The sequence below is a fragment of the Streptomyces phaeoluteigriseus genome (genome assembly GCF_001896135.2).
GTDB lineage: Bacteria > Actinomycetota > Actinomycetes > Streptomycetales > Streptomycetaceae > Streptomyces > Streptomyces phaeoluteigriseus.
The window spans coordinates 244,351-263,682 of sequence record NZ_MPOH02000020.1; the positions used below are offsets into that span (position 1 = coordinate 244,351).

The window sequence follows — 19,332 nt, forward strand, 5'->3', positions numbered from 1 at the left end:
AAAGGCACTGATGTGAGCCAACTGCTTACGGTTGCGGCCGAGGAGATGGAAAACCCCCTCGTCCCGCCGATCCCCGAGCTCGTCATCGGCCTCATCGCCTTCGTCATCGTCTTCGGCTTCCTTGCCTGGAAGCTCCTTCCGAACATCAACAAGGTTCTGGAAGAGCGCCGCGAGGCCATCGAGGGCGGTATCGAGAAGGCCGAGGCCGCGCAGACCGAGGCCCAGAGCGTGCTTGAGCAGTACAAGGCTCAGCTCGCCGAGGCCCGGCACGAGGCCGCGCGTCTGCGCCAGGAGGCGCAGGAGCAGGGTGCGACGCTCATCGCTGAGATGCGCGCCGAGGGCCAGCGGCAGCGCGAGGAGATCGTCGCCGCCGGTCACACCCAGATCGAGGCCGACCGCAAGGCCGCCTCGTCCGCGCTGCGCCAGGATGTCGGCAAGCTCGCCACCGTTCTGGCCGGCAAGCTCGTCGGCGAGTCCCTCGAGGACCACGCCCGCCAGAGCCGCGTCATCGACCGCTTCCTCGACGAGCTCGAGGAGAAGGCCGAGGCGTCGCGATGAACGGAGCGAGCCGCGAGGCCCTGGCAGCCGCACGCGAGCGTCTCGACGCGCTGACGGACAACACGTCCGTGGACGCGGCACAGCTCGCCGCCGAGCTGGCGGCCGTCACCGCGCTGCTCCACCGCGAGGTGTCGCTGCGTCGGGTCCTGACCGACCCGGCGCAGTCCGGTGAGGCCAAGGCCGAGCTGGCCCAGCGCCTGCTCGCCGGCCGGGTCAGCGGCACCGCCGCCGATCTGGCCGCCGGTCTGGTGCGTTCCCGCTGGTCGCAGTCACGCGACCTGGTGGACGCCCTGGAGCAGCTGGCGGACGCCGCCGACCTCACCGCCGCACAGCGGGCGGGCAGGCTCGACGACGTCGAGGACGAGCTGTTCCGCTTCGGGCGGATCGTCACCTCGAACACCGAGCTGCGCGCCGCACTGACCAGCCGGAAGGCCACCGTTTCGGCCAAGGGCGAGCTGCTGCGCAGCCTGCTCGGCGGTCGTGCGGACGCGGCCACCGAGCGTCTGGTGACGCGCCTTGTGACCGCGCCGCGAGGCCGTAGCCTGGAAGCGGGACTCGAGTCCCTGTCCAAGCTCGCCGCCGCGCGCCGGGACCGCATGGTGGCCGTCGTCACCTCGGCGGTACCGCTGAGCGACCCGCAGAAGCAGCGCCTGGGCGCCGCCCTCGCGAAGCTCTACGGCCGCACGATGCACCTCAACCTCGACGTGGACCCCGAGGTCCTCGGCGGGATCCGGGTGCAGGTCGGTGACGAGGTGATCAACGGCTCGCTCGCGGACCGTATCGAGGACGCCGCCCGCCGCATGGCGAGCTAGCAGCAACTCAACACGCAGTAGTGCTTACGGCCCTGGTTGGGCCGTGCAGAGGATTCCTGGGGGTCGCCCCCAGACCCCCAAAGAAACTTCGGGCCCAACAAGGAGAGCAGGGAACCCAGATGGCGGAGCTCACGATCCGGCCGGAGGAGATCCGGGACGCACTGGAGAACTTCGTCCAGTCGTACAAGCCGGACGCGGCCTCGCGCGAGGAGGTCGGTACGGTCAGCCTTGCCGGCGACGGCATCGCGAAGGTCGAGGGCCTTCCCTCGGCCATGGCCAACGAACTGCTGAAGTTCGAGGACGGCACCCTCGGTCTCGCCCTCAACCTCGAGGAGCGCGAGATCGGCTGCGTCGTCCTCGGCGAGTTCAGTGGCATCGAGGAGGGTCAGCCGGTCACGCGTACCGGTGAGGTCCTCTCGGTCGCGGTGGGCGAGGGTTACCTCGGCCGCGTCGTCGACCCGCTCGGCAACCCGATCGACGGCCTCGGCGAGATCGAGACGTCCGGCCGCCGTGCCCTGGAGCTGCAGGCTCCGGGCGTCATGGCCCGTAAGTCGGTGCACGAGCCGATGGAGACCGGCTACAAGGCCGTCGACGCGATGACCCCGATCGGCCGTGGTCAGCGTCAGCTGATCATCGGCGACCGCCAGACCGGCAAGACCGCCCTGGCCGTCGACACGATCATCAACCAGCGTGACAACTGGCGCTCCGGTGACGTGAACAAGCAGGTCCGCTGCGTCTACGTCGCCATCGGCCAGAAGGGCTCGACCATCGCCTCCGTGCGTGGCGCCCTCGAAGAGGCCGGCGCGCTGGAGTACACGACCATCGTCGCCGCCCCGGCGTCCGACCCGGCCGGCTTCAAGTACCTGGCGCCGTACACCGGTTCGGCCATCGGTCAGCAGTGGATGTACGAGGGCAAGCACGTCCTCATCATCTTCGACGACCTCTCGAAGCAGGCCGACGCCTACCGCGCCGTGTCGCTGCTGCTGCGCCGCCCGCCGGGCCGCGAGGCCTACCCGGGTGACGTCTTCTACCTGCACTCCCGTCTGCTGGAGCGCTGCGCGAAGCTCTCCGACGACCTGGGTGCCGGCTCGATGACCGGTCTGCCGATCGTCGAGACGAAGGCCAACGACGTCTCGGCGTTCATCCCGACCAACGTCATCTCCATCACCGACGGCCAGTGCTTCCTGGAGTCGGACCTGTTCAACGCCGGTCAGCGCCCCGCGCTGAACGTCGGTATCTCCGTCTCCCGAGTCGGTGGTTCCGCACAGCACAAGGCGATGAAGCAGGTTTCCGGCCGTCTGCGCCTCGACCTCGCCCAGTACCGTGAGCTGGAGGCGTTCGCCGCCTTCGGTTCCGACCTGGACGCCGCGTCGAAGTCCCAGCTGGAGCGCGGTCAGCGACTGGTCGAGCTGCTCAAGCAGGCTCAGTACCAGCCCATGCCGACCGAGGACCAGGTCGTCTCCGTGTGGGCCGGTACCACCGGCAAGATGGACGACGTCCCGGTCAACGACGTGCGCCGCTTCGAGAAGGAGCTGCTGGAGTACCTGCACCGCAAGGAGCAGGGCCTCATGACCTCCATCAAGGAGGGCGGCAAGATGTCGGACGACACCCTCATCGCCATCGCCGACGCGATCACCGAGTTCAAGAAGCAGTTCGAGACCTCGGACGGCAAGCTCCTCGGCGAGGACGCCCCGGCCGCGGCCAAGTGACGTAAGGAAGGGACCTGACTCATGGGAGCCCAGCTCCGGGTCTACAAGCGTCGCATCCGATCCGTCACCGCGACCAAGAAGATCACCAAGGCGATGGAGATGATCGCCGCCTCGCGTGTCGTCAAGGCACAGCGCAAGGTGGCGGCCTCCACGCCGTACGCGACCGAGCTCACCCGCGCGGTCACGGCGGTGGGTACCGGATCGAACACGAAGCACGCGCTGACCACGCAGGCCGAGACGGTCGTGCGGTCCGCGGTGCTGCTCCTGACGAGCGACCGTGGTCTCGCGGGCGCCTTCAACTCCAACGCCATCAAGGCGGCGGAGCAGCTGACGGCGCGCCTCGAGGCCGAGGGCAAGCAGGTCGAGACGTACATCGTCGGCCGGCGTGGCCTCGCGCACTACAACTTCCGTGAGCGCAAGGTCGCGGAGTCGTGGTCGGGCTTCACGGACGAACCGACGTACGCGGACGCCAAGAAGGTCGCGGCCCCTCTCATCGAGGCCATCGAGAAGGAGACGGCGGAGGGCGGTGTGGACGAGATCCACATCGTGTTCACCGAATTCGTGTCGATGATGACGCAGACGGCGCTCGACGACCGTCTGCTGCCGCTGAGCCTCGACGAGGTGGCCCAGGAGTCCGGGGCGAAGGACGAGATCCTTCCGCTGTACGACTTCGAGCCGTCGGCGGAGGACGTCCTCGACGCCCTGCTGCCGCGGTATGTGGAGAGCCGCGTGTACAACGCGCTGCTCCAGTCGGCCGCCTCCAAGCACGCCGCCACGCGGCGCGCGATGAAGTCGGCCACCGACAACGCAGGAGAGCTCATCGAGACGCTCTCCCGCCTTGCCAACGCGGCCCGCCAGGCCGAAATCACCCAGGAAATCAGCGAGATCGTCGGTGGCTCCGCAGCCCTGGCCGACGCGACCGCGGGGAGTGACAGGTAATGACGACGACAGTTGAGACGGCCGTTGCCACGGGCCGCGTCGCCCGGGTCATCGGCCCGGTCGTCGACGTGGAATTCCCCGTCGACGCCATGCCGGAGATCTACAACGCCCTTCACGTCGAGGTCGCCGACCCGGCGAACGACGGCGAGAAGAAGACGCTGACCCTGGAGGTCGCCCAGCACCTGGGTGACGGCCTGGTCCGCACCATCTCCATGCAGCCCACCGACGGTCTGGTCCGCCAGGCCGCGGTCACCGACACCGGCACGGGCATCAGTGTCCCGGTCGGCGACTTCACCAAGGGCAAGGTGTTCAACACCCTCGGTGAGGTGCTGAACACCGACGAGCAGTACGACGGCGAGCGCTGGACCATCCACCGCAAGGCCCCGAACTTCGACGAGCTCGAGTCGAAGACCGAGATGTTCGAGACCGGCGTCAAGGTCATCGACCTGCTGACCCCGTACGTCAAGGGCGGCAAGATCGGTCTGTTCGGTGGCGCCGGCGTCGGCAAGACGGTGCTCATCCAGGAGATGATCTACCGCGTCGCCAACAACCACGACGGTGTCTCCGTGTTCGCCGGTGTCGGTGAGCGCACCCGTGAGGGCAACGACCTCATCGAGGAGATGGCCGAGTCGGGCGTCATCGACAAGACCGCCCTGGTCTTCGGTCAGATGGACGAGCCCCCGGGCACCCGTCTGCGCGTGGCCCTGGCCGGTCTGACCATGGCGGAGTACTTCCGCGATGTGCAGAAGCAGGACGTGCTGTTCTTCATCGACAACATCTTCCGCTTCACCCAGGCCGGTTCCGAGGTCTCGACCCTGCTCGGCCGGATGCCCTCCGCGGTGGGCTACCAGCCGAACCTGGCCGACGAGATGGGTCTCCTCCAGGAGCGCATCACCTCGACCCGTGGTCACTCGATCACCTCGATGCAGGCGATCTACGTCCCCGCGGACGACCTGACCGACCCGGCCCCGGCCACCACCTTCGCCCACCTCGACGCGACGACGGTTCTCTCCCGTCCGATCTCCGAGAAGGGCATCTACCCGGCCGTGGACCCGCTGGACTCCACGTCCCGCATCCTGGACCCCCGCTACATCACGGCGGACCACTACAACACCGCGATGCGCGTCAAGACGGTCCTGCAGAAGTACAAGGACCTTCAGGACATCATCGCGATCCTCGGCATCGACGAGCTGGGCGAGGAGGACAAGCTCACCGTCCACCGCGCCCGTCGCGTGGAGCGCTTCCTGTCCCAGAACACCCACGTCGCCAAGCAGTTCACCGGCGTCGACGGGTCGGACGTACCGCTGGACGAGTCGATCACCGCGTTCAACGCGATCATCGACGGCGACTACGACCACTTCCCGGAGCAGGCGTTCTTCCTGTGCGGTGGTATCGAGGACCTGAAGAAGAACGCGAAGGAGCTGGGCGTCTCCTGAACTCCGGACCGTCGGTCCTGAGATCCGAGAGCTGAGTTCGTGAGAGGGGGCGGGGTCGTCCCGCCCCCTCTTCCACGCCTACTAGACTTGTAACCAACACCCGGCAGAACCGCCGGGTGGTGACCCGAGGAGCCACCTTGGCTGCTGAGCTGCACGTCGCGCTGGTCGCGGCCGACCGAGAGGTCTGGTCCGGCGAGGCCACCCTGGTCGTCGCGCGCACCACGTCCGGCGACATCGGCGTCATGCCCGGTCACCAGCCGCTGCTCGGTGTGCTGGAGTCGGGCCCGGTGACCATCCGTACGAGTGATGGTGGAACGGTCGTCGCCGCGGTGCACGGCGGTTTCATCTCGTTCGCCGACAACAAGCTGTCGCTGCTGGCCGAGATCGCCGAGCTGTCGGACGAGATCGACGTCCAGAGCGCCGAGCGCGAGCTCGAGCGCGCGAAGGCGGAGGGCGACGCCCACGCCGAGCGCCGCGCGGACGTACGACTGCGTGCGGCGGCGGCGAGCTGAGACAGCTCGCCGTGTGATGACGTCACTCAGCCGCGGTTGGCACCGGAGCGATCCGGAGCCGACCGCGGCTGAGGCAGATCTGGATGTTTTTTCCGTTCCGTTACCTATTTCGGTACCTAGGAGACGAGGAGGTCGGTGTCGATGGTCCTCGCTCTGACTGTGTGCGGAATCGTCGTGGCCCTGGTGGCGCTGGGATTGTTCGTCTTCGGCCTGCGCCGCAGACTCATCCAGCGGTCCGGCGGGACCTTCGACTGTTCGCTGCGCTGGGACGTCTCCGAGGAACCGGACACGAGCGGAAAAGGCTGGAGCTACGGGGTGGCCCGCTACAACGGCGACCGCATCGAGTGGTACCGCGTCTTCTCCTACGCCTACCGCCCGCGCCGGGTGCTGGAGCGGGCCTCCATCGAGGTGGCCGGCCGCCGGCTGCCCGAGGGCGAGGAGGAGCTGGCGCTGCTGTCCGACGCGATCATCCTCACCTGTGTGCACCGGGGCACGCGTCTGGAGCTGGCGATGAGCGAAGACGCGCTGACCGGTTTTCTCGCGTGGCTTGAGGCAGCCCCGCCCGGTCAGCGCGTCAATGTGGCGTAACTCCGCGAAGGTGCTTACAGGTTGCTGTTGATGGCGCTCACCAGTTCACCGTTGCTGGTGTCGCCGCTGAACTCCCAGAAGAAGGCGCCGCCGAGGCCCTGGTTCTTGGCCCAGGTCATCTTTCCGGCGATCGTCGACGGGGTGTCGTAGGACCACCAGTTGGTGCCGCAGTGCGCGTAGGCCGTGCCGGCGATGGTGCCGGTGGCGGGGCAGGACTTCTTGAGGATCTTGTAGTCCTCGATGCCGGCCTCGTAGGTGCCGGGGGCCGCGCCGGTCGCCGCGCGCCGGGGGCGGACTGGGTGACGCCGGTCCAGCCGCGGCCGTAGAAGCCGATGCCGAGGAGCAGCTTGGCGGAGGGGACGCCCTTCGCCTTGAGCTTGGCGATCGCGTCGGCGGAGTTGAAGCCCGCGGCCGGGATGCCGGGGTACGAGGTGAGCGGGGAGTGCGGGGCGGTCGGGCCGTCCTTGTCGAAGGCGCCGAAGTAGTCGTACGTCATCACGTTGTACCAGTCGAGGTACTGGGAGGCGCCGCCGTAGTCGGCCGCGTCGATCTTGCCGCCGGAGGAGCCGTCGGCGGTGATGGCCGCGGTGACCAGGTAGTTCGGCCCGAACTCGGTGCGCAGGGCCTGGGACAGGGTGCGGAACGCGGCCGGGCCGGAGGTGTCGCAGGTCAGGCCGCAGGCGTTCGGGTACTCCCAGTCGATGTCGATGCCGTCGAAGACGTCGGCCCAGCGGGGGTCCTCCACGACGGCCTTGCAGGACTTGGCGAACGCGGTCGCGTTGGCCGCGGCCTGGCCGAAGCCGCCGGAGTAGGTCCAGCCGCCGAAGGAGTACAGCACCTTGATGTGCGGGTACTTCGCCTTGAGCTGGCGCAGCTGGTTGAAGTTGCCGCGCAGCGGCTGGTCCCAGGTGTCGGCGGTGCCGCTGACGGACTGGTCGGCGGTGTAGGCCTTGTCATAGGCGGCGTAGGTGTCGTCGACGGTGCACTGGCCGTTCTTGACGTTGCCGAACGCGTAGTTGATGTGCGTGATCTTCGGGGCGGAGCCGGAGGTCACCAGGTTCTTGACGTGGTAGTTGCGGCCGTAGACGCCCCACTCGGTGAAGTAGCCGAGCTTGACCTTGTCGCCGGGGGGCGGGGGCTCGGTCGTGCCGCCGGTGGTGCGCACGGCGCGGGCGCCGCTGACCGGGCCGGTCTGGTCGGCGGTGTCGCGGGCCTGCACGGTGTAGGAGTAGTCGGTGCCGGCGGTGAGGGCCGTGTCGGTGTACGAGGTGGTCGTCACCGTGGCGACCTTGGCGCCGTCGCGCAGGACGTCGTAGTTCTTGACGCCCTTGTCGTCGGTGGCCGCGCTCCAGGCCAGTTTCACCGAGGTGTTGGTGATGTCGGAGGCGGTGGGGGTGCCCGGGGCGGAGGGGGCCGCGTCGCCGGGGACCGAGGTGCCGTCGCAGCTGCCGCCGTTGAGCTTGCAGTTGGCGGGGGAGCCGGTGCCGGCGCCGTTGAAGCCGAAGGAGACGGACGCGCCGGGGGCCAGCGAGCCGTTCCAGGACTTGTTCTTGGCGGTCCAGTGGGTGCCGGCGGAGGTGACGTCGGCGTCCCAGGCGGAGGTGACGGACGTGCCGGAGGGGAAGTCCCACTCGACGGTCCAGGAGCTGATGGTCGTGGTGCCGGTGTTCTTCACCGTCCACTTGCCCTCGAAGCCGGTGCCCCAGTCGGAGGGCTTGGCGTAGGTGGCGGTGGCGGACGTCGCGGCCTGGGCCGGGCTCGCGAGGCCGACCAGACCGGCCAGCGGGAGCAGCAGGGTCGCGAGACCTGCCACGGCCTTGTGTCTGAAGCGCATGCAGCGCCTCCTCTGTGAAGGAGCGGGGTGGGGTGCGACTGAGCCTTCACACCCACGGTGCCGCGAGAATAGAAAGGTCTGGACCACAGGTCAATAGGTCTGGACCACTTCCGGTACGCGGTTTCCGCCCGTTACCGGATCCCCAACTCCTGCGCCAGTACGGCGGCTTGGACCCGGCTGCGCAGCTCCAGCTTGCCCAGCAGACGGCTGACGTGCGTCTTCACCGTCGCCTCCGCCATGTCCAGGCGCGCCGCGATCCCCGCGTTGGACAGCCCCTCACCGAGACAGACCAGCACCTCGCGTTCGCGCCGGGTCAGTGAATCCAGCACCGCCGGATCGGCTCTCGGCCCCGGCGCCGGGCTCGCGGCGAACTCCGCGATGAGCCGGCGCGTGACGGCCGGCGCCACGACACCCTCGCCGCGCGCCACCGTACGGACCGCCTCGATCAGGTCCTTCGCCTCGGTGTTCTTCAGCAGGAACCCGGCCGCGCCCGCCCGCAGCGCCCCGAAGACGTACTCGTCCAGGTCGAAGGTGGTCAGCACCAGCACGTCCGCCAGCCCCTCCTCGACCACCTTCCGGGTCGCCGAGACCCCGTCGAGGCGCGGCATCTGTACGTCCATCAGCACCAGGTCCGGCCGCAGCTCCCGGGCCAGCGCCACCGCCCGCTCCCCGTCGGCCGCCTCGCCGACCACCTCCACGTCGGGGGCGCTGCGCAGGATGAGGACCAGACCGGCGCGGACGGCGGACTGGTCCTCGGCGACGAGGACGCGGATCATGCGCGGTCTCCTTCGGCGATGGGAAGGGCGGTCATTCCGGACGGTCCTCCTCGGTGACGGGCAGCGAGGCGCGGACGGTCCACAGCATGCCCTCCCGGCCGGCCGCGAAGGTGCCGCCCAGCAGCGCGGCCCGCTCCCGCATCCCGACCAGCCCGGCCCCGGAGCCGGGCGCACGGGGCCCGTCCCGGTGGCCGTACGGGCTGGTCACCCCGACGTCGAGCACCCCGTCCCGGCGGGCGAGGGTGACGGTGACCGGGCCCGGCGAGGCGTGCTTGAGGGCGTTGGTCAGGGACTCCTGGACGATGCGGTAGGCGGCCAGTTCGACCGGGGCGGGCACGTGGCCGTGGCCGGCGCGCAGGGTGACGTCGAGGCCGTTGGCGCGGGCGCCCTCCACCAGGTCGCCGAGACCGTCGAGGGTGGGGGCGACGGCCGGTTCATGGTCCCCGCTGCCGTCCCGCAGGATGCCGATCAGCCGCCGCATCTCGGCCAGCCCCTCCACACTGTTCTCCCGGATCACCGCGAGCGCCTCCTTCGAGGTGTCCGGGTCGTCCAGGGAGAGCGCGGCCGTGGAGTGGATGGCGATGGCCGACAGGTGGTTGGCGACCATGTCGTGCAGCTCGCGGGCCATCCGGGCACGTTCGGCCGTGACCGCCTGGGCGCGGTCCATCTCGGCGAGCAGCGCGGTCTGTTCGGCGCGCAGCCGGGCGGCCACGGCGGCGTCGCGATGGTTGCGCACGATCAGACCCGTCGACGCGGGCGCGAACGAGACGACCCCGACGGCCACCCCGAGCAGCAGCGCCTCGGGCACCCGCCAGGCGGCGAACGGTACGACCGTCGCCGCCACCGTCAGCAGCCCGGTGACCCACGGGATCCGCCGCGCCGAGGCGGGCGTGCCGTACAGCACGGCCGCGTACACGAGGTCGGTGAACATGATCAGCGTGACGACGCTGCCCTGGGTGACCGTGTCCAGGGTCAGGGCGGCCGTGCCGGTGAGCAGCGCGGTGCGCGGGGCGGACCGGCGCAGCAGCTCGGCGCCGGCCATCACCAGGAGCGGCAGCAGGATCGGCCAGCGGCCGTCGAGCAGCACGATCGGGTCGTCGGCCGGTCGGGTGCCCAGGCCGATGCTCCACAGCAGCAGCCCGCCGAGCAGCCCGCCGACGGCGACGGCCACGTCGAAGCGGTGCGGGCGGGGGAGTCGGACGGCCATGAACCCATCCAACACGGCCCGCGCGTCCGCCGCCTTGTGCCCGGGAACGGTTCGGAACTGCATCTTTCGATGTACCGCGGGTTCGTCACCGGCGACGACGAACCGGGCCGCCCCGCACGGGAGCCTGAAAGGGTGACCGAGAGGAGCGAACCGTGATCGTCTGGTTGATCGCCGCCTGTGAGATCGGCTTCTGGGTGCTGCTGGCACTGGGACTGGCCGCCCGCTACCTGCTCAAGTGGCGGCGGACCAGTGTGGTGCTGCTGCTGTGCGAGCCGGTGCTGGAACTGGTCCTGTTCGTCGTGACGGCGATCGACCTGCGCAACGGGGCCGAACCCGGCTGGGAGCACGGCCTGGCGGCGCTGTACATCGGCTACACCGTCGCCTTCGGCCACTACACGATCCGCTGGCTCGACGGCCATGCCGCCCACCGCCTCGGCGGCGGCCCGCCCCCGCCCAGACCGCCCCGCTACGGCCGCGCCCGCGCCCGGCACGAGGCGAAGCTGTGGCTGCGGGCCGTGTTCGGCGGAGCCGTCGCCCTGACCCTGCTCCAGTGCGCCGTCTGGTACGTCGGCGACTCCGGCGACGGCAGCTCGCTGCGTTCGTTCCAGTGGGCGGCCCTGCGCGCGGTCGGCATCTACGGCCTGATCGCCCTGTCGTACACGGTCTGGCCCCGCAAGGCCCCGGCGGGCGCGGAGGCGGACGGCGACGAACCCGGCAGGGACCGGACGGCGAGCACCTCCACGGGGAGCCGCTAGCGGGCGCTCGGCGCGCCCCGCGGTCGGTGGGTACTTCTCAGCGTTCGCCGCCCGGGACCCACAGGACGTCACCCACGGCCCTGTTCGCGGCACGGGCCAGGATGAACAGCAGGTCCGACAGGCGGTTGAGGTAGGTCGCGGTGAGGGGGTTCATCACCTCGCCGTGCGCCTCCAGCGCGGCCCAGGTCGAGCGTTCGGCGCGGCGGACCACCGTGCACGCCTGGTGCAGCAGGGCCGCGCCGGGCGTGCCGCCGGGCAGGATGAAGGACCGCAGCTTCTCCAGTTCCGCGTTGAAGCGGTCGCAGTCGGCCTCCAGCTTGTCGACGTAGAACTGCTCGACCCGCAGCGGAGGGAAGTCCGGGTTCTCCACCACCGGCGTCGACAGGTCCGCGCCCACGTCGAACAGGTCGTTCTGGACGCGGGTGAGGACCTTGACGATGCCCTCGTCGAGGCCGCCCAGCGCGATCGCCGTACCGATGACCGCGTTCGCTTCGTTCGCGTCCGCGTACGCCGCGATGCGCAGGTCGGTCTTGGCGACCCGGCTCATGTCGCCGAGGGCGGTGGTGCCCTGGTCGCCGGTCCTGGTGTAGATGCGCGTCAGATTGACCATGCCGCCAATCTAGACCGTCCCCGGCGCCGCGCGGCGTGCCGTCCGTCACGGGTGCCGGGCGCTGCCCCCGAGGGGGTCAATCGGCGCGAATCCGACAGGAATTGACGACGTGACCGGCGTCTCACGCCCCGAGACGTGAAACGCGTTACTAACCGGTCACACAGCGCCTCACGCCCGCTAGTGTCCCGCCGAGAGCCATATGGAGGGGAGTTCGCTCCACCGGTGCGGAATGCGCCGGATGGTTGACGCCGGTGACATCGGACGCCAGAGCGGGCAGGGCTTCTGCAAGCGCTGAAACCGCACAGGCCCCATGGGCCTCACCCCTGCGGGTGAATTCGGTATCGGTTCGCTCACGGACGGCAACCTCTGACCGCTTCACGCAGTCAGACGATGCAACACCGGACATTCACCACCGCGGAGCACGACACGCACGCTTAGGGGAGCGCTATGCACATCAGGGGCGACCACGTCGAGCTGGTCGTCGGGGGCCGCCTCGACGTCCGCAGCGCGGCGGACGCCCGTACGGTCCTGCACACGGCGGTCGACGACGGCGTCGGCGACCTGGTGCTCGACCTGTCCGAACTCGACTCCTGGGACGCCACGGGACTCGGCGTCATCATGGGCGCCCACCGCCGGGCGGGCCGCTGCGGCCGCCGCCTGGTCCTGCGGGGCGTACCACCCCAGATGCAGCGCCTGCTGGTGGCCACCCGACTGCACCGGATCCTCGCGATCGAGGGCGGCATCGGAGTGGAGTCCCTCCCGCGCGTGTGAGGCACGTCCGTCACGGACACGCACCTCGCACCCGCCGGGTAGGCACCCGAGGCGCGCACGCGAGGTGCGCAAACCGCACATCCGCGACGCGCGCAATCCTCACCGGACCGTGACGTCTCGGACGGCGCGGTACCCCGGGCTGTCGTAGATACTGTGCGAAGGTTTACGGTTCGTCTGCCCGCGCCCGCAGCCCTCGAGCGGGCACCGGACCAGAAGCGACAGCGAAGTGTGCAGCGAGGCCGGGAGGGGCTGTCTCCACACCACGCTTTTGGGGGCTTGACCTATGGACCCGACGCACCGGGGACCCGAGGAGTACGGCCGCGAGGCCGACGGCCACGCGGCGCGCCCGCGTCCCTCCAGGGACCCCCTCACACCCGACTTCGGACAGCACACGCCGGCGCTCGCCCGCACCGTGCGCCTCGTCGCCGGAGAGCATCTCCTCACCGTCAACCCGGTCGACGGCAGCGAGATCGAACTCTCCCCGCCCACGGAGCGACCCGGCCGCCCCGCCAAGCGCACCCCCGAGGACCGCGCCGAGGCCGACCACGCGGCCCGGCCGCCCGCTCCGGCCGGACCCGCCCAGCCCGAACAGGTCCTCCTCGGCCGCCAGGAGGAGCGCGAACAACTCGTCCGGCTGCTCGCCCGCGGCCGTTCCGTCCGTCTCACCGGCCCCGCCGGTGCCGGCCGGACCAGCCTGCTCGACCTCGTCGCCGAGGACTGCGAGGACCTCGCGCCCGACGGCGTGGTCCGCCTCACCGGCCACCGCCGCACCGCCGCCGACCTCCTCCACGACCTCTTCCACATCGTCTACGACGCCCCGCGGTACCGCCCCGACGACGAGGAACTGCTCGCCCTCGTCCGCGAGGTCGGCGCGGTGGTCGTGGTCGACGACCTGGAGTTCGGCGGCGCCGACCTCGACCGGCTGCTGGACGCCACCCCCGAGTGCGCCTTCCTGCTCGGCGCGACCCCCGACGTCCCGCCGCCCACCGCCGAGTCGGCCGTCGCGGAGGTCGCCCTGAGCGGCCTCGACCGCGCGGGCGGCGTCGAGGTGATCGAACGGGCCATCGGCCGTGTCCTCACCGAGGAGGAGGCCAACTGGGCGGGCGACCTCTGGTTCGAGTCCGAGGGCCTGCCGCTGCGGTTCGTCCAGGCCGGCGCCCTGCTGCGGCAGCGCGACCACCTGCGCGCCGAGACCGCGGCCGTCGACGAGTTCGGCGTCTTCGAGGACGCCCGGCCGTTCACCGCGCCCGCCCCCGCCGACCCCCCGGCCGGGGAGCCGGAGGAGATTGCCCTCCTCGGGCGAGGCCGCCGCGCCCGCCCCGCTGCTCGCCGCCCGCCTCAGCGCCTCCGCCCGTGCCGCCCTGCGCTTCGCCGTCGCCCTCGACGCGAGGTGCCGCACCAGGCCCACCTGCCCGCCCTGGTCGGCGACACCCACGCCGACGCCGCCCTCGGCGAACTGGCCTCCTGCGGGCTCGTCTCCCCGGTCGGCGCCCGCTACCGCCTCGCCGCCGGCGTCCAGGCCCAGCTGGAGGCCGCCGGATACGCCGACGACGTCGCCACCCGCGCCCGCACGGCCGCCCAGCACTACGCCTGGTGGGCCGGGCACCCCTCCGTCACCCCCGCGCGGGTCTGCGCGGAGGCCGACGCCGTGCTCGCCGCCCTCGCCGTCACCGTCCCGGAGACCGAGCGGCCCGCCGAGGGCGAGCAGGCCACCTCGGTCGAGCTGGCCCGCACCGCGGCGCCCGCCTTCGCCGCCGGACTCCACTGGAGCGCCTGGGAAGCGACCCTGCACGAGGGCGCCGAAGCGTCCCGCCTCGCCGGGGAGTCCGCCGACCGGGCCTACTTCCACCACGAACTGGGCGTCCTCGCCCTCTGCACCGGACAGCTCGACCGGGCCCGCTCCGAGCTGGAGGCCTCCATCGGCCTGCGCGGCTCCCTCGCCGACAAGCGGGGCACCACGGCCGGCCGGCGCGCCCTCGCCCTGGTCGCCGACCGCTCCGGCGACGTACCCGGGCCGGCCCTGGCGGCGGCAGCCGAGGAGACGCCCGCCTCCCGCCACGAGGAACCGGCGTCCCCGCCCCGCGGCATCACCGCGCGCTCCCGTCGGCGCCGCCCACCGGGCCCACCGCCGTCACCAGCCGGCCCGCCCCCACGCCCCCGGCCCACCGCGGCCGGGGCGGCCTGCGCGGCCTGGCCAAGCGCAACCTCGTCGCGGCCGGCGCGGGCGCCCTGCTCGTCGCCGTCCTCGGCACCGTCGTGACCCTCGGCGCCACCTCCGACACCGACCCGAACGCCCCTGCCGACACCGTGGGCGTCAACCCCACCGCCGGCCCGGGCGTCGGCGGCGACGACCTCGGCGGCGAGACCCCCGGCGGCGACACCGGGCCCGGGGACCCCGGGGGCGTGACCAGCGGCCCCAGCGATCCGGGGCCGGACGGGACGATGGGGACGTCGGACGATCCGACGCCGACAGGGGCGGCGGAGCCGTCGCCGGACACGAGCAGTCCGCAGAGCGGTGGCGGGCCCTCCAGCTCGCCGAAGCCGTCCCCGAGCAACTCGCCCTCGGGAACGCCGAGCGCGTCGCCTTCGCCCACCGGGGGCACCGGCTCGCCCTCGTCCTCCCCGTCGGCGTCTCCGTCCTCCAGCCCGAGCCCGTCGGCCTCGACATCGGAGTCCGCCCCCGACACCGCGTCGGCCACCGCCCCGACCGGCGCGATCAGTTCCTCGGGCACCTCGGAGTCGTCGACCCCGTCGGACCCGCTGATCTGACCCCACGACACACAGACCGAAGGGGCGGGCCCCGTGCAGGACCCGCCCCTTCGTCGTGCCCCGACTCAGAACAGCCGCAGCTTGTCGTCCTCGATGCCGCGCATGGCGTTGTAGTCGAGGACCTGGCAGCCGATGCCGCGGTCGGTGGCCAGGACGCGGGCCTGCGGCTTGATCTCCTGGGCGGCGAAGACCCCCCGCACCGGCGCCAGATGGGGATCGCGGTTCAACAGCTCCAGGTAGCGCGTGAGTTGCTCGACGCCGTCGATCTCACCGCGGCGCTTGATCTCGACCGCGACGGTCCGGCCCTCGGCGTCGCGGCAGAGGATGTCGACCGGCCCGATGGCCGTCATGTACTCGCGGCGGATCAGCGTGTAGCCGTCGCCGAGGATCTCGATCCGGTCGGCGAGGAGTTCCTGGAGGTGCGCCTCCACGCCGTCCTTGATCAGGCCGGGATCGACGCCGAGTTCGTGCGAGGAGTCGTGGAGGACCTCCTCCATCGTGATGATCAGCTTCTCGCCCGCTTTGTTGACGACGGTCCAGACGCCTTCCTCGGCGTCCGTGCCCTCCTTCAGCGTGCAGGGCGGCGACATCCAGTTGAGGGGCTTGTAGGCCCGGTCGTCCGCGTGGATCGAGACGCTGCCGTCCGCCTTCACCAGGATCAGACGGGGGGCGGAGGGGAGGTGGGCGGTGAGCCGGCCCGCGTAGTCCACGGAGCACCGGGCGATGACGAGACGCATGGTCGGCAACGCTACTCGACGCCCCGGGCGCCACGCGATTCGCCCACCTGCCTCCTCGCCCCACCGGTCACAGGGGCCCGGGGAGCCGCACCATTTCACCTGGAAAACACACGTTCGAAAGTGGCCGATACTGCGCCCCGTCACGGCTCTCTATGTGCCCATTCTCCTGGTGCGGTCACGGTCCGTTGCCTACCGTAGAGAACGGGAGGTCGCGGTGCGTGTACTCAGCGTGCTCGGTGTCCGTGCACGGCGAACTCCCCAGCCCTGTCCGGCAACCCCTGCGCCTCGGGGGTGCGAGAGGAGTACCCATGTCGCTCGACGTCTCACCGGCCCTACTCGAACAGGCCGAGCGAGGCGAGGTCGACGAAGCAGAATTCGTCGACTGCGTCCGGACCTCCCTGCCTTACGCATGGGAGATGATCAGTTCCCTGGTGGCTCAGCTGAAGGTGGACGGCGGCAACTTCGCCGACAACCAGACGCCCCCGCCGGACGAGCAGGCCCGCGGGCAGTTGCTGCGAGCACTGGCGAGTGACGCGATACGCGGCGCCCTTCAGCGGCACTTCGGTGTACGGCTGGCCTTCCAGAACTGCCACCGCGTGGCGGTGTTCCCGTTGGACACATCGGTCGACGAGTCGCTGTCCCGCTTCACGTCGGTCCGCAGCCAGTTGCTCAACCAGTCCCCGGAGTTCCGGGACTGCTGAGGCTCGGCTTGCCGCTCCTGACGTGGGAAGTGCGGTCAGTGCGGGAGCGGCAGGCTTCTCGGCGGTGGGGCCGCTCACCGGAGGTGGGGGAGGACCTCCGAGCCCAGCCGCCGTACGTTCTCCTCCGTGGCCGCCAGGTCGCCGGAGCCCTCGACGAGCAGAGCGAAGCGCGAGATGCCGGTCCGCTCGCTGGTCGCCGCGAGGCGGTCGACGCACAACCGCGGGGTGCCCACCGGGTGCAGCCCGCAGAGGAGTTCGGTGTACGCCACCGGGTCCCGCATGCCGCGGGCCCGGCCGTCCACCGTCACATGGGCGTCGAGGCCCTGCTTCAGCCAGCCCGGCATCGCCTTCACCAGCGTCTCCACGGCGTCGGCGCGGCGGTCCGCGATCTGGCAGACGCCCGCCGAGACATGGCCGGCGCCCAGGATCTCCTCCGCGGACCGCCCGGCCGCGCGCGCCTGCTGCCGCCACCGGGCGACCATCTCGGCCTTCTCCTCGTCCCCGATGTGCATGCCCAGCAGCATCGGCAGGCCCCGCTCGGCGGCCAGCCGCACGCTCGCCGGGGAGGTGCACGCGACGATCACCTCCGGGCCCGCCGTGTCCGTCAGGGCCTCCGCGGGCCGCGGTACGACGGGGACCTGGCGGAAGCGGAAACGCTCGCCGTCCGCCCCCACGGACGGTTCGCGCAGCCAGCGCACCAGCAGATCGAGTGATTCCGGGAAACCCGACTCGTACGCCTCCACGCCCGAGCCGAAGACCTCCAGGTCGACCCAGGGGCCGCCGCGTCCCACACCCAGCGAGAAGCGGCCGCCGCTCGTCAGGTGCAGCAGCGCGGCCTGCTCGCCGAGGGCGACGGGGTGCACGGTGGGCAGTACGCTCACCGCCGTACCCACCCGGATGCGCCGGGTGCGGCCCAGCAGCAGGGCTGCCAGGGTGACCGCGGACGGACAGGTGCCGTACGGCACGAAGTGGTGCTCGGCCAGCCAGACCGAGTCCAGACCCGACTCCTCGGCGACCTCCGCCGAGCGGACGGCGCGGTGCAGCGCCTCCCCCTGGCCCTGCCCAGGGAACTGGGCCGCCAACACGAAACTTCCAACACGCATGGGACTTCCTGCTTCCTTGGCCCCGACACGGAGCTCCCCCACCCGGCATAACCGCCCGACACGTGCCGAGGACACGGCTCGTCGGGGAGATTTGCGGATTGTCCGGAGAATCGGCCGTCCGTGAGGCGTACTTACGGGCATCGGCCCTCACGGGTACCCCTGTCGACTCCGCGTAGGCTGGTCGGCAACCCTGCACCCTGTATAGCCCGTGAGGTGTCCCTTGTCCCCGCGTCGCAACCGACCCAAGGGTGACGACTCGTCCGGCCGGAGCGCCGAGGACGACCGCGCGAGACGTTACGGCGGCTGGCAGTCCGGCGTCACCTGGGCCGGCGAGGAGTGGAGCGTACGGCACGTGGCGGGCGCGAGCGCCGAGGGCAAGACGTACCGCTGTCCCGGCTGCGACCAGTTGATCCCCGGCCGCATGCCGCACGTCGTCGCCTGGCCCGAGCACTCGGGGGTCGACGACCGCCGGCACTGGCACAAGGCGTGCTGGAACGCGCGGGACCGCCGCACCCCGGGGGTGCGACGGTCCCGTAACGCGCCGAGGTTCTAGCCCGGCTCAGACGTCCCGCTTCTCCAGCAGCGCGAAGGCGCCGCCGAGGGCCGCGGCCGTGACGCCGAGGGCGATCCACAGCGGGTCCCAGCCGGCCGGGCCGGTCTCCGTCAGCGAGGTGGAGTAGAAGACGCTCAGCTGGTTGGGGATCGAGTACTCGAACAGGGCCTCACGCAGGTCCTCCAGCGAGGACGAGAACATGAACAGCGCGATCACCAGCGGCGCCAGGACGAGGCCGATCATGATGGTGATGGCGCCCGCAGAGTGCCGGATGATCGAGCCCATCGCCAGCGAGAGCAGGCCGAGCAGCGCGATGTAGAGGGAGACACCGACGGTGCCCTTCAGCCATTCGCCGGTGGTGGGGTCCCTGGACTCCGTGAGCAGGGCCACGTCGACCAGCGCGACGAAGAGGGACGAGACCAGCGTCATCACGAAGGCGACCAGGAAGAACACGACGGCCTTCGCGCCCAGCACACGGCCGCGGGACGGGCAGGCCACCATCGTGGTCCGGATCATGCCGGTGCCGTACTCCGAGGCGGTCGTCATCACGCCGAGCGTGATGACGCAGATGCTGCCCAGGAGCAGCCCGAAGAAGCCGAACGACAGCGGGTTCTCGTCGTTCACGCCGCCCTCCGTGGGATTCGCGGCGACGACCGCGGCGGTCAGCAGCCCGATGCCGACGACCAGCAGGACGAACACGCCCAGTGTCCACATCGTGGAGCGCACCGACCGGATCTTCGTCCACTCCGAGGCGACGGCATGCCCGAGATGGGTCCGCACGACGGGGATCGGCGAGGTGTAGCCGGGGTACGAGGGGCCGGGCGCCGCCTGCCAGGCGGGCGCGGCCTGCGGGGCCGGGGGTCGTGGGGCGGTGCTCATCGGGCGTCCTCGGTCGTGGTCGGGGCGGATGCCTGCGGCGCGCCGGCGGGCCGCTCCGACGCCTGCGGAGCGGCGGCCGGGGC

Annotated in this window: 17 protein-coding genes and 2 pseudogenes; 12 read left to right on the forward strand and 7 right to left on the reverse strand. The window is 71.1% G+C overall.

What is annotated here, in order from left to right; translation table 11 throughout:
* Positions 1-12: 12 nt before the first annotated feature.
* The 7 genes from BM536_RS35545 to BM536_RS35575 all read left to right on the forward strand — a co-directional run bounded on the left by BM536_RS35545 (position 13) and on the right by BM536_RS35575 (position 6,554).
* Positions 13-558 (forward strand): F0F1 ATP synthase subunit B, encoded by a 546-nt coding sequence (locus tag BM536_RS35545; protein ID WP_073494072.1) that lies wholly within the window; start codon positions 13-15, stop codon positions 556-558.
* On the forward strand, positions 555-1,370 hold the full coding sequence (locus BM536_RS35550; RefSeq protein WP_094103961.1) for a F0F1 ATP synthase subunit delta: 816 nt from the start codon (positions 555-557) through the stop codon (positions 1,368-1,370). The genes BM536_RS35545 and BM536_RS35550 overlap by 4 nt, the downstream gene beginning before the upstream one ends.
* A 119-nt stretch (positions 1,371-1,489) precedes the next feature.
* The gene (gene atpA / locus BM536_RS35555; RefSeq protein ID WP_073494068.1) at positions 1,490-3,079 is read left to right on the forward strand and encodes a F0F1 ATP synthase subunit alpha; all 1,590 of its coding nucleotides are present in this window, start codon (positions 1,490-1,492) and stop codon (positions 3,077-3,079) included.
* Positions 3,080-3,100: 21 nt separating this feature from the next.
* Positions 3,101-4,018, forward strand: a complete 918-nt coding sequence (locus BM536_RS35560; RefSeq protein ID WP_073494066.1) for a F0F1 ATP synthase subunit gamma — start codon at positions 3,101-3,103, stop codon at positions 4,016-4,018.
* The gene (gene atpD, locus BM536_RS35565) at positions 4,018-5,454 is read left to right on the forward strand and encodes a F0F1 ATP synthase subunit beta (RefSeq protein ID WP_073494064.1); all 1,437 of its coding nucleotides are present in this window, start codon (positions 4,018-4,020) and stop codon (positions 5,452-5,454) included. Before BM536_RS35560 ends, atpD begins: the two co-directional genes overlap by 1 nt.
* 137 nt (positions 5,455-5,591) lie before the next feature.
* Entirely contained in the window at positions 5,592-5,966 is a 375-nt protein-coding gene (locus BM536_RS35570) for a F0F1 ATP synthase subunit epsilon (protein WP_094103962.1), read from the forward strand.
* 141 nt (positions 5,967-6,107) lie between these two features.
* On the forward strand, positions 6,108-6,554 hold the full coding sequence (locus BM536_RS35575) for a DUF2550 domain-containing protein (RefSeq protein ID WP_073494099.1): 447 nt from the start codon (positions 6,108-6,110) through the stop codon (positions 6,552-6,554).
* 14 nt (positions 6,555-6,568) lie between these two features.
* Here the strand turns inward: BM536_RS35575 and BM536_RS35580 are convergent.
* The 3 genes and pseudogenes from BM536_RS35580 to BM536_RS35590 form a co-directional block, all read right to left on the reverse strand.
* A pseudogene (locus BM536_RS35580) lies at positions 6,569-8,388 on the reverse strand (glycosyl hydrolase family 18 protein).
* Positions 8,389-8,519: 131 nt separating this feature from the next.
* Positions 8,520-9,164 (reverse strand): response regulator, encoded by a 645-nt coding sequence (locus tag BM536_RS35585; RefSeq protein WP_073494061.1) that lies wholly within the window; start codon positions 9,162-9,164, stop codon positions 8,520-8,522.
* Between the two features lie 31 nt (positions 9,165-9,195).
* A complete protein-coding gene (locus BM536_RS35590) occupies positions 9,196-10,371 on the reverse strand; it encodes a sensor histidine kinase (protein ID WP_245873947.1) in 1,176 nt (391 codons plus the stop codon).
* Positions 10,372-10,523: 152 nt separating this feature from the next.
* Here BM536_RS35590 and BM536_RS35595 point away from each other — a divergent pair, with 152 nt between their 5' ends.
* Complete coding sequence (locus BM536_RS35595) at positions 10,524-11,126, forward strand: hypothetical protein (protein ID WP_094103964.1); 603 nt, start codon at positions 10,524-10,526, stop codon at positions 11,124-11,126.
* 37 nt (positions 11,127-11,163) lie between these two features.
* Here the strand turns inward: BM536_RS35595 and BM536_RS35600 are convergent, their stop codons facing one another.
* Positions 11,164-11,736: a cob(I)yrinic acid a,c-diamide adenosyltransferase gene (locus BM536_RS35600; RefSeq protein ID WP_073494059.1), complete on the reverse strand. Its 573-nt coding sequence runs from the start codon at positions 11,734-11,736 to the stop codon at positions 11,164-11,166.
* A 447-nt stretch (positions 11,737-12,183) separates the two neighbouring features.
* On the opposite strand from BM536_RS35600, the gene BM536_RS35605 reads away from it, so the two are divergent.
* Complete coding sequence (locus tag BM536_RS35605; protein ID WP_073494057.1) at positions 12,184-12,507, forward strand: STAS domain-containing protein; 324 nt, start codon at positions 12,184-12,186, stop codon at positions 12,505-12,507.
* Between the two features lie 283 nt (positions 12,508-12,790).
* A pseudogene (locus BM536_RS35610) lies at positions 12,791-15,276 on the forward strand (ATP-binding protein).
* A 65-nt stretch (positions 15,277-15,341) separates the two neighbouring features.
* On the opposite strand, the gene nucS reads toward BM536_RS35610, so the two are convergent.
* Positions 15,342-16,013, reverse strand: a complete 672-nt coding sequence (gene nucS, locus BM536_RS35615; protein WP_073499798.1) for an endonuclease NucS — start codon at positions 16,011-16,013, stop codon at positions 15,342-15,344.
* A 308-nt stretch (positions 16,014-16,321) separates the two neighbouring features.
* Here nucS and BM536_RS35620 point away from each other — a divergent pair, with 308 nt between their 5' ends.
* Positions 16,322-16,714, forward strand: a complete 393-nt coding sequence (locus BM536_RS35620) for an SCO5389 family protein (RefSeq protein ID WP_073499796.1) — start codon at positions 16,322-16,324, stop codon at positions 16,712-16,714.
* 74 nt (positions 16,715-16,788) lie between these two features.
* On the opposite strand, the gene BM536_RS35625 is transcribed toward BM536_RS35620, so the two are convergent.
* On the reverse strand, positions 16,789-17,817 hold the full coding sequence (locus BM536_RS35625) for an LLM class flavin-dependent oxidoreductase (RefSeq protein WP_073499794.1): 1,029 nt from the start codon (positions 17,815-17,817) through the stop codon (positions 16,789-16,791).
* A 220-nt stretch (positions 17,818-18,037) separates the two neighbouring features.
* Here BM536_RS35625 and BM536_RS35630 point away from each other — a divergent pair, with 220 nt between their 5' ends.
* On the forward strand, positions 18,038-18,370 hold the full coding sequence (locus BM536_RS35630; protein ID WP_073499792.1) for an ATP/GTP-binding protein: 333 nt from the start codon (positions 18,038-18,040) through the stop codon (positions 18,368-18,370).
* A gap of 6 nt (positions 18,371-18,376) precedes the next feature.
* Here BM536_RS35630 and BM536_RS35635 read toward each other — a convergent pair whose 3' ends face one another.
* Complete coding sequence (locus tag BM536_RS35635) at positions 18,377-19,249, reverse strand: ABC transporter permease (RefSeq protein WP_094103966.1); 873 nt, start codon at positions 19,247-19,249, stop codon at positions 18,377-18,379.
* Positions 19,250-19,332: the final 83 nt, after the last annotated feature.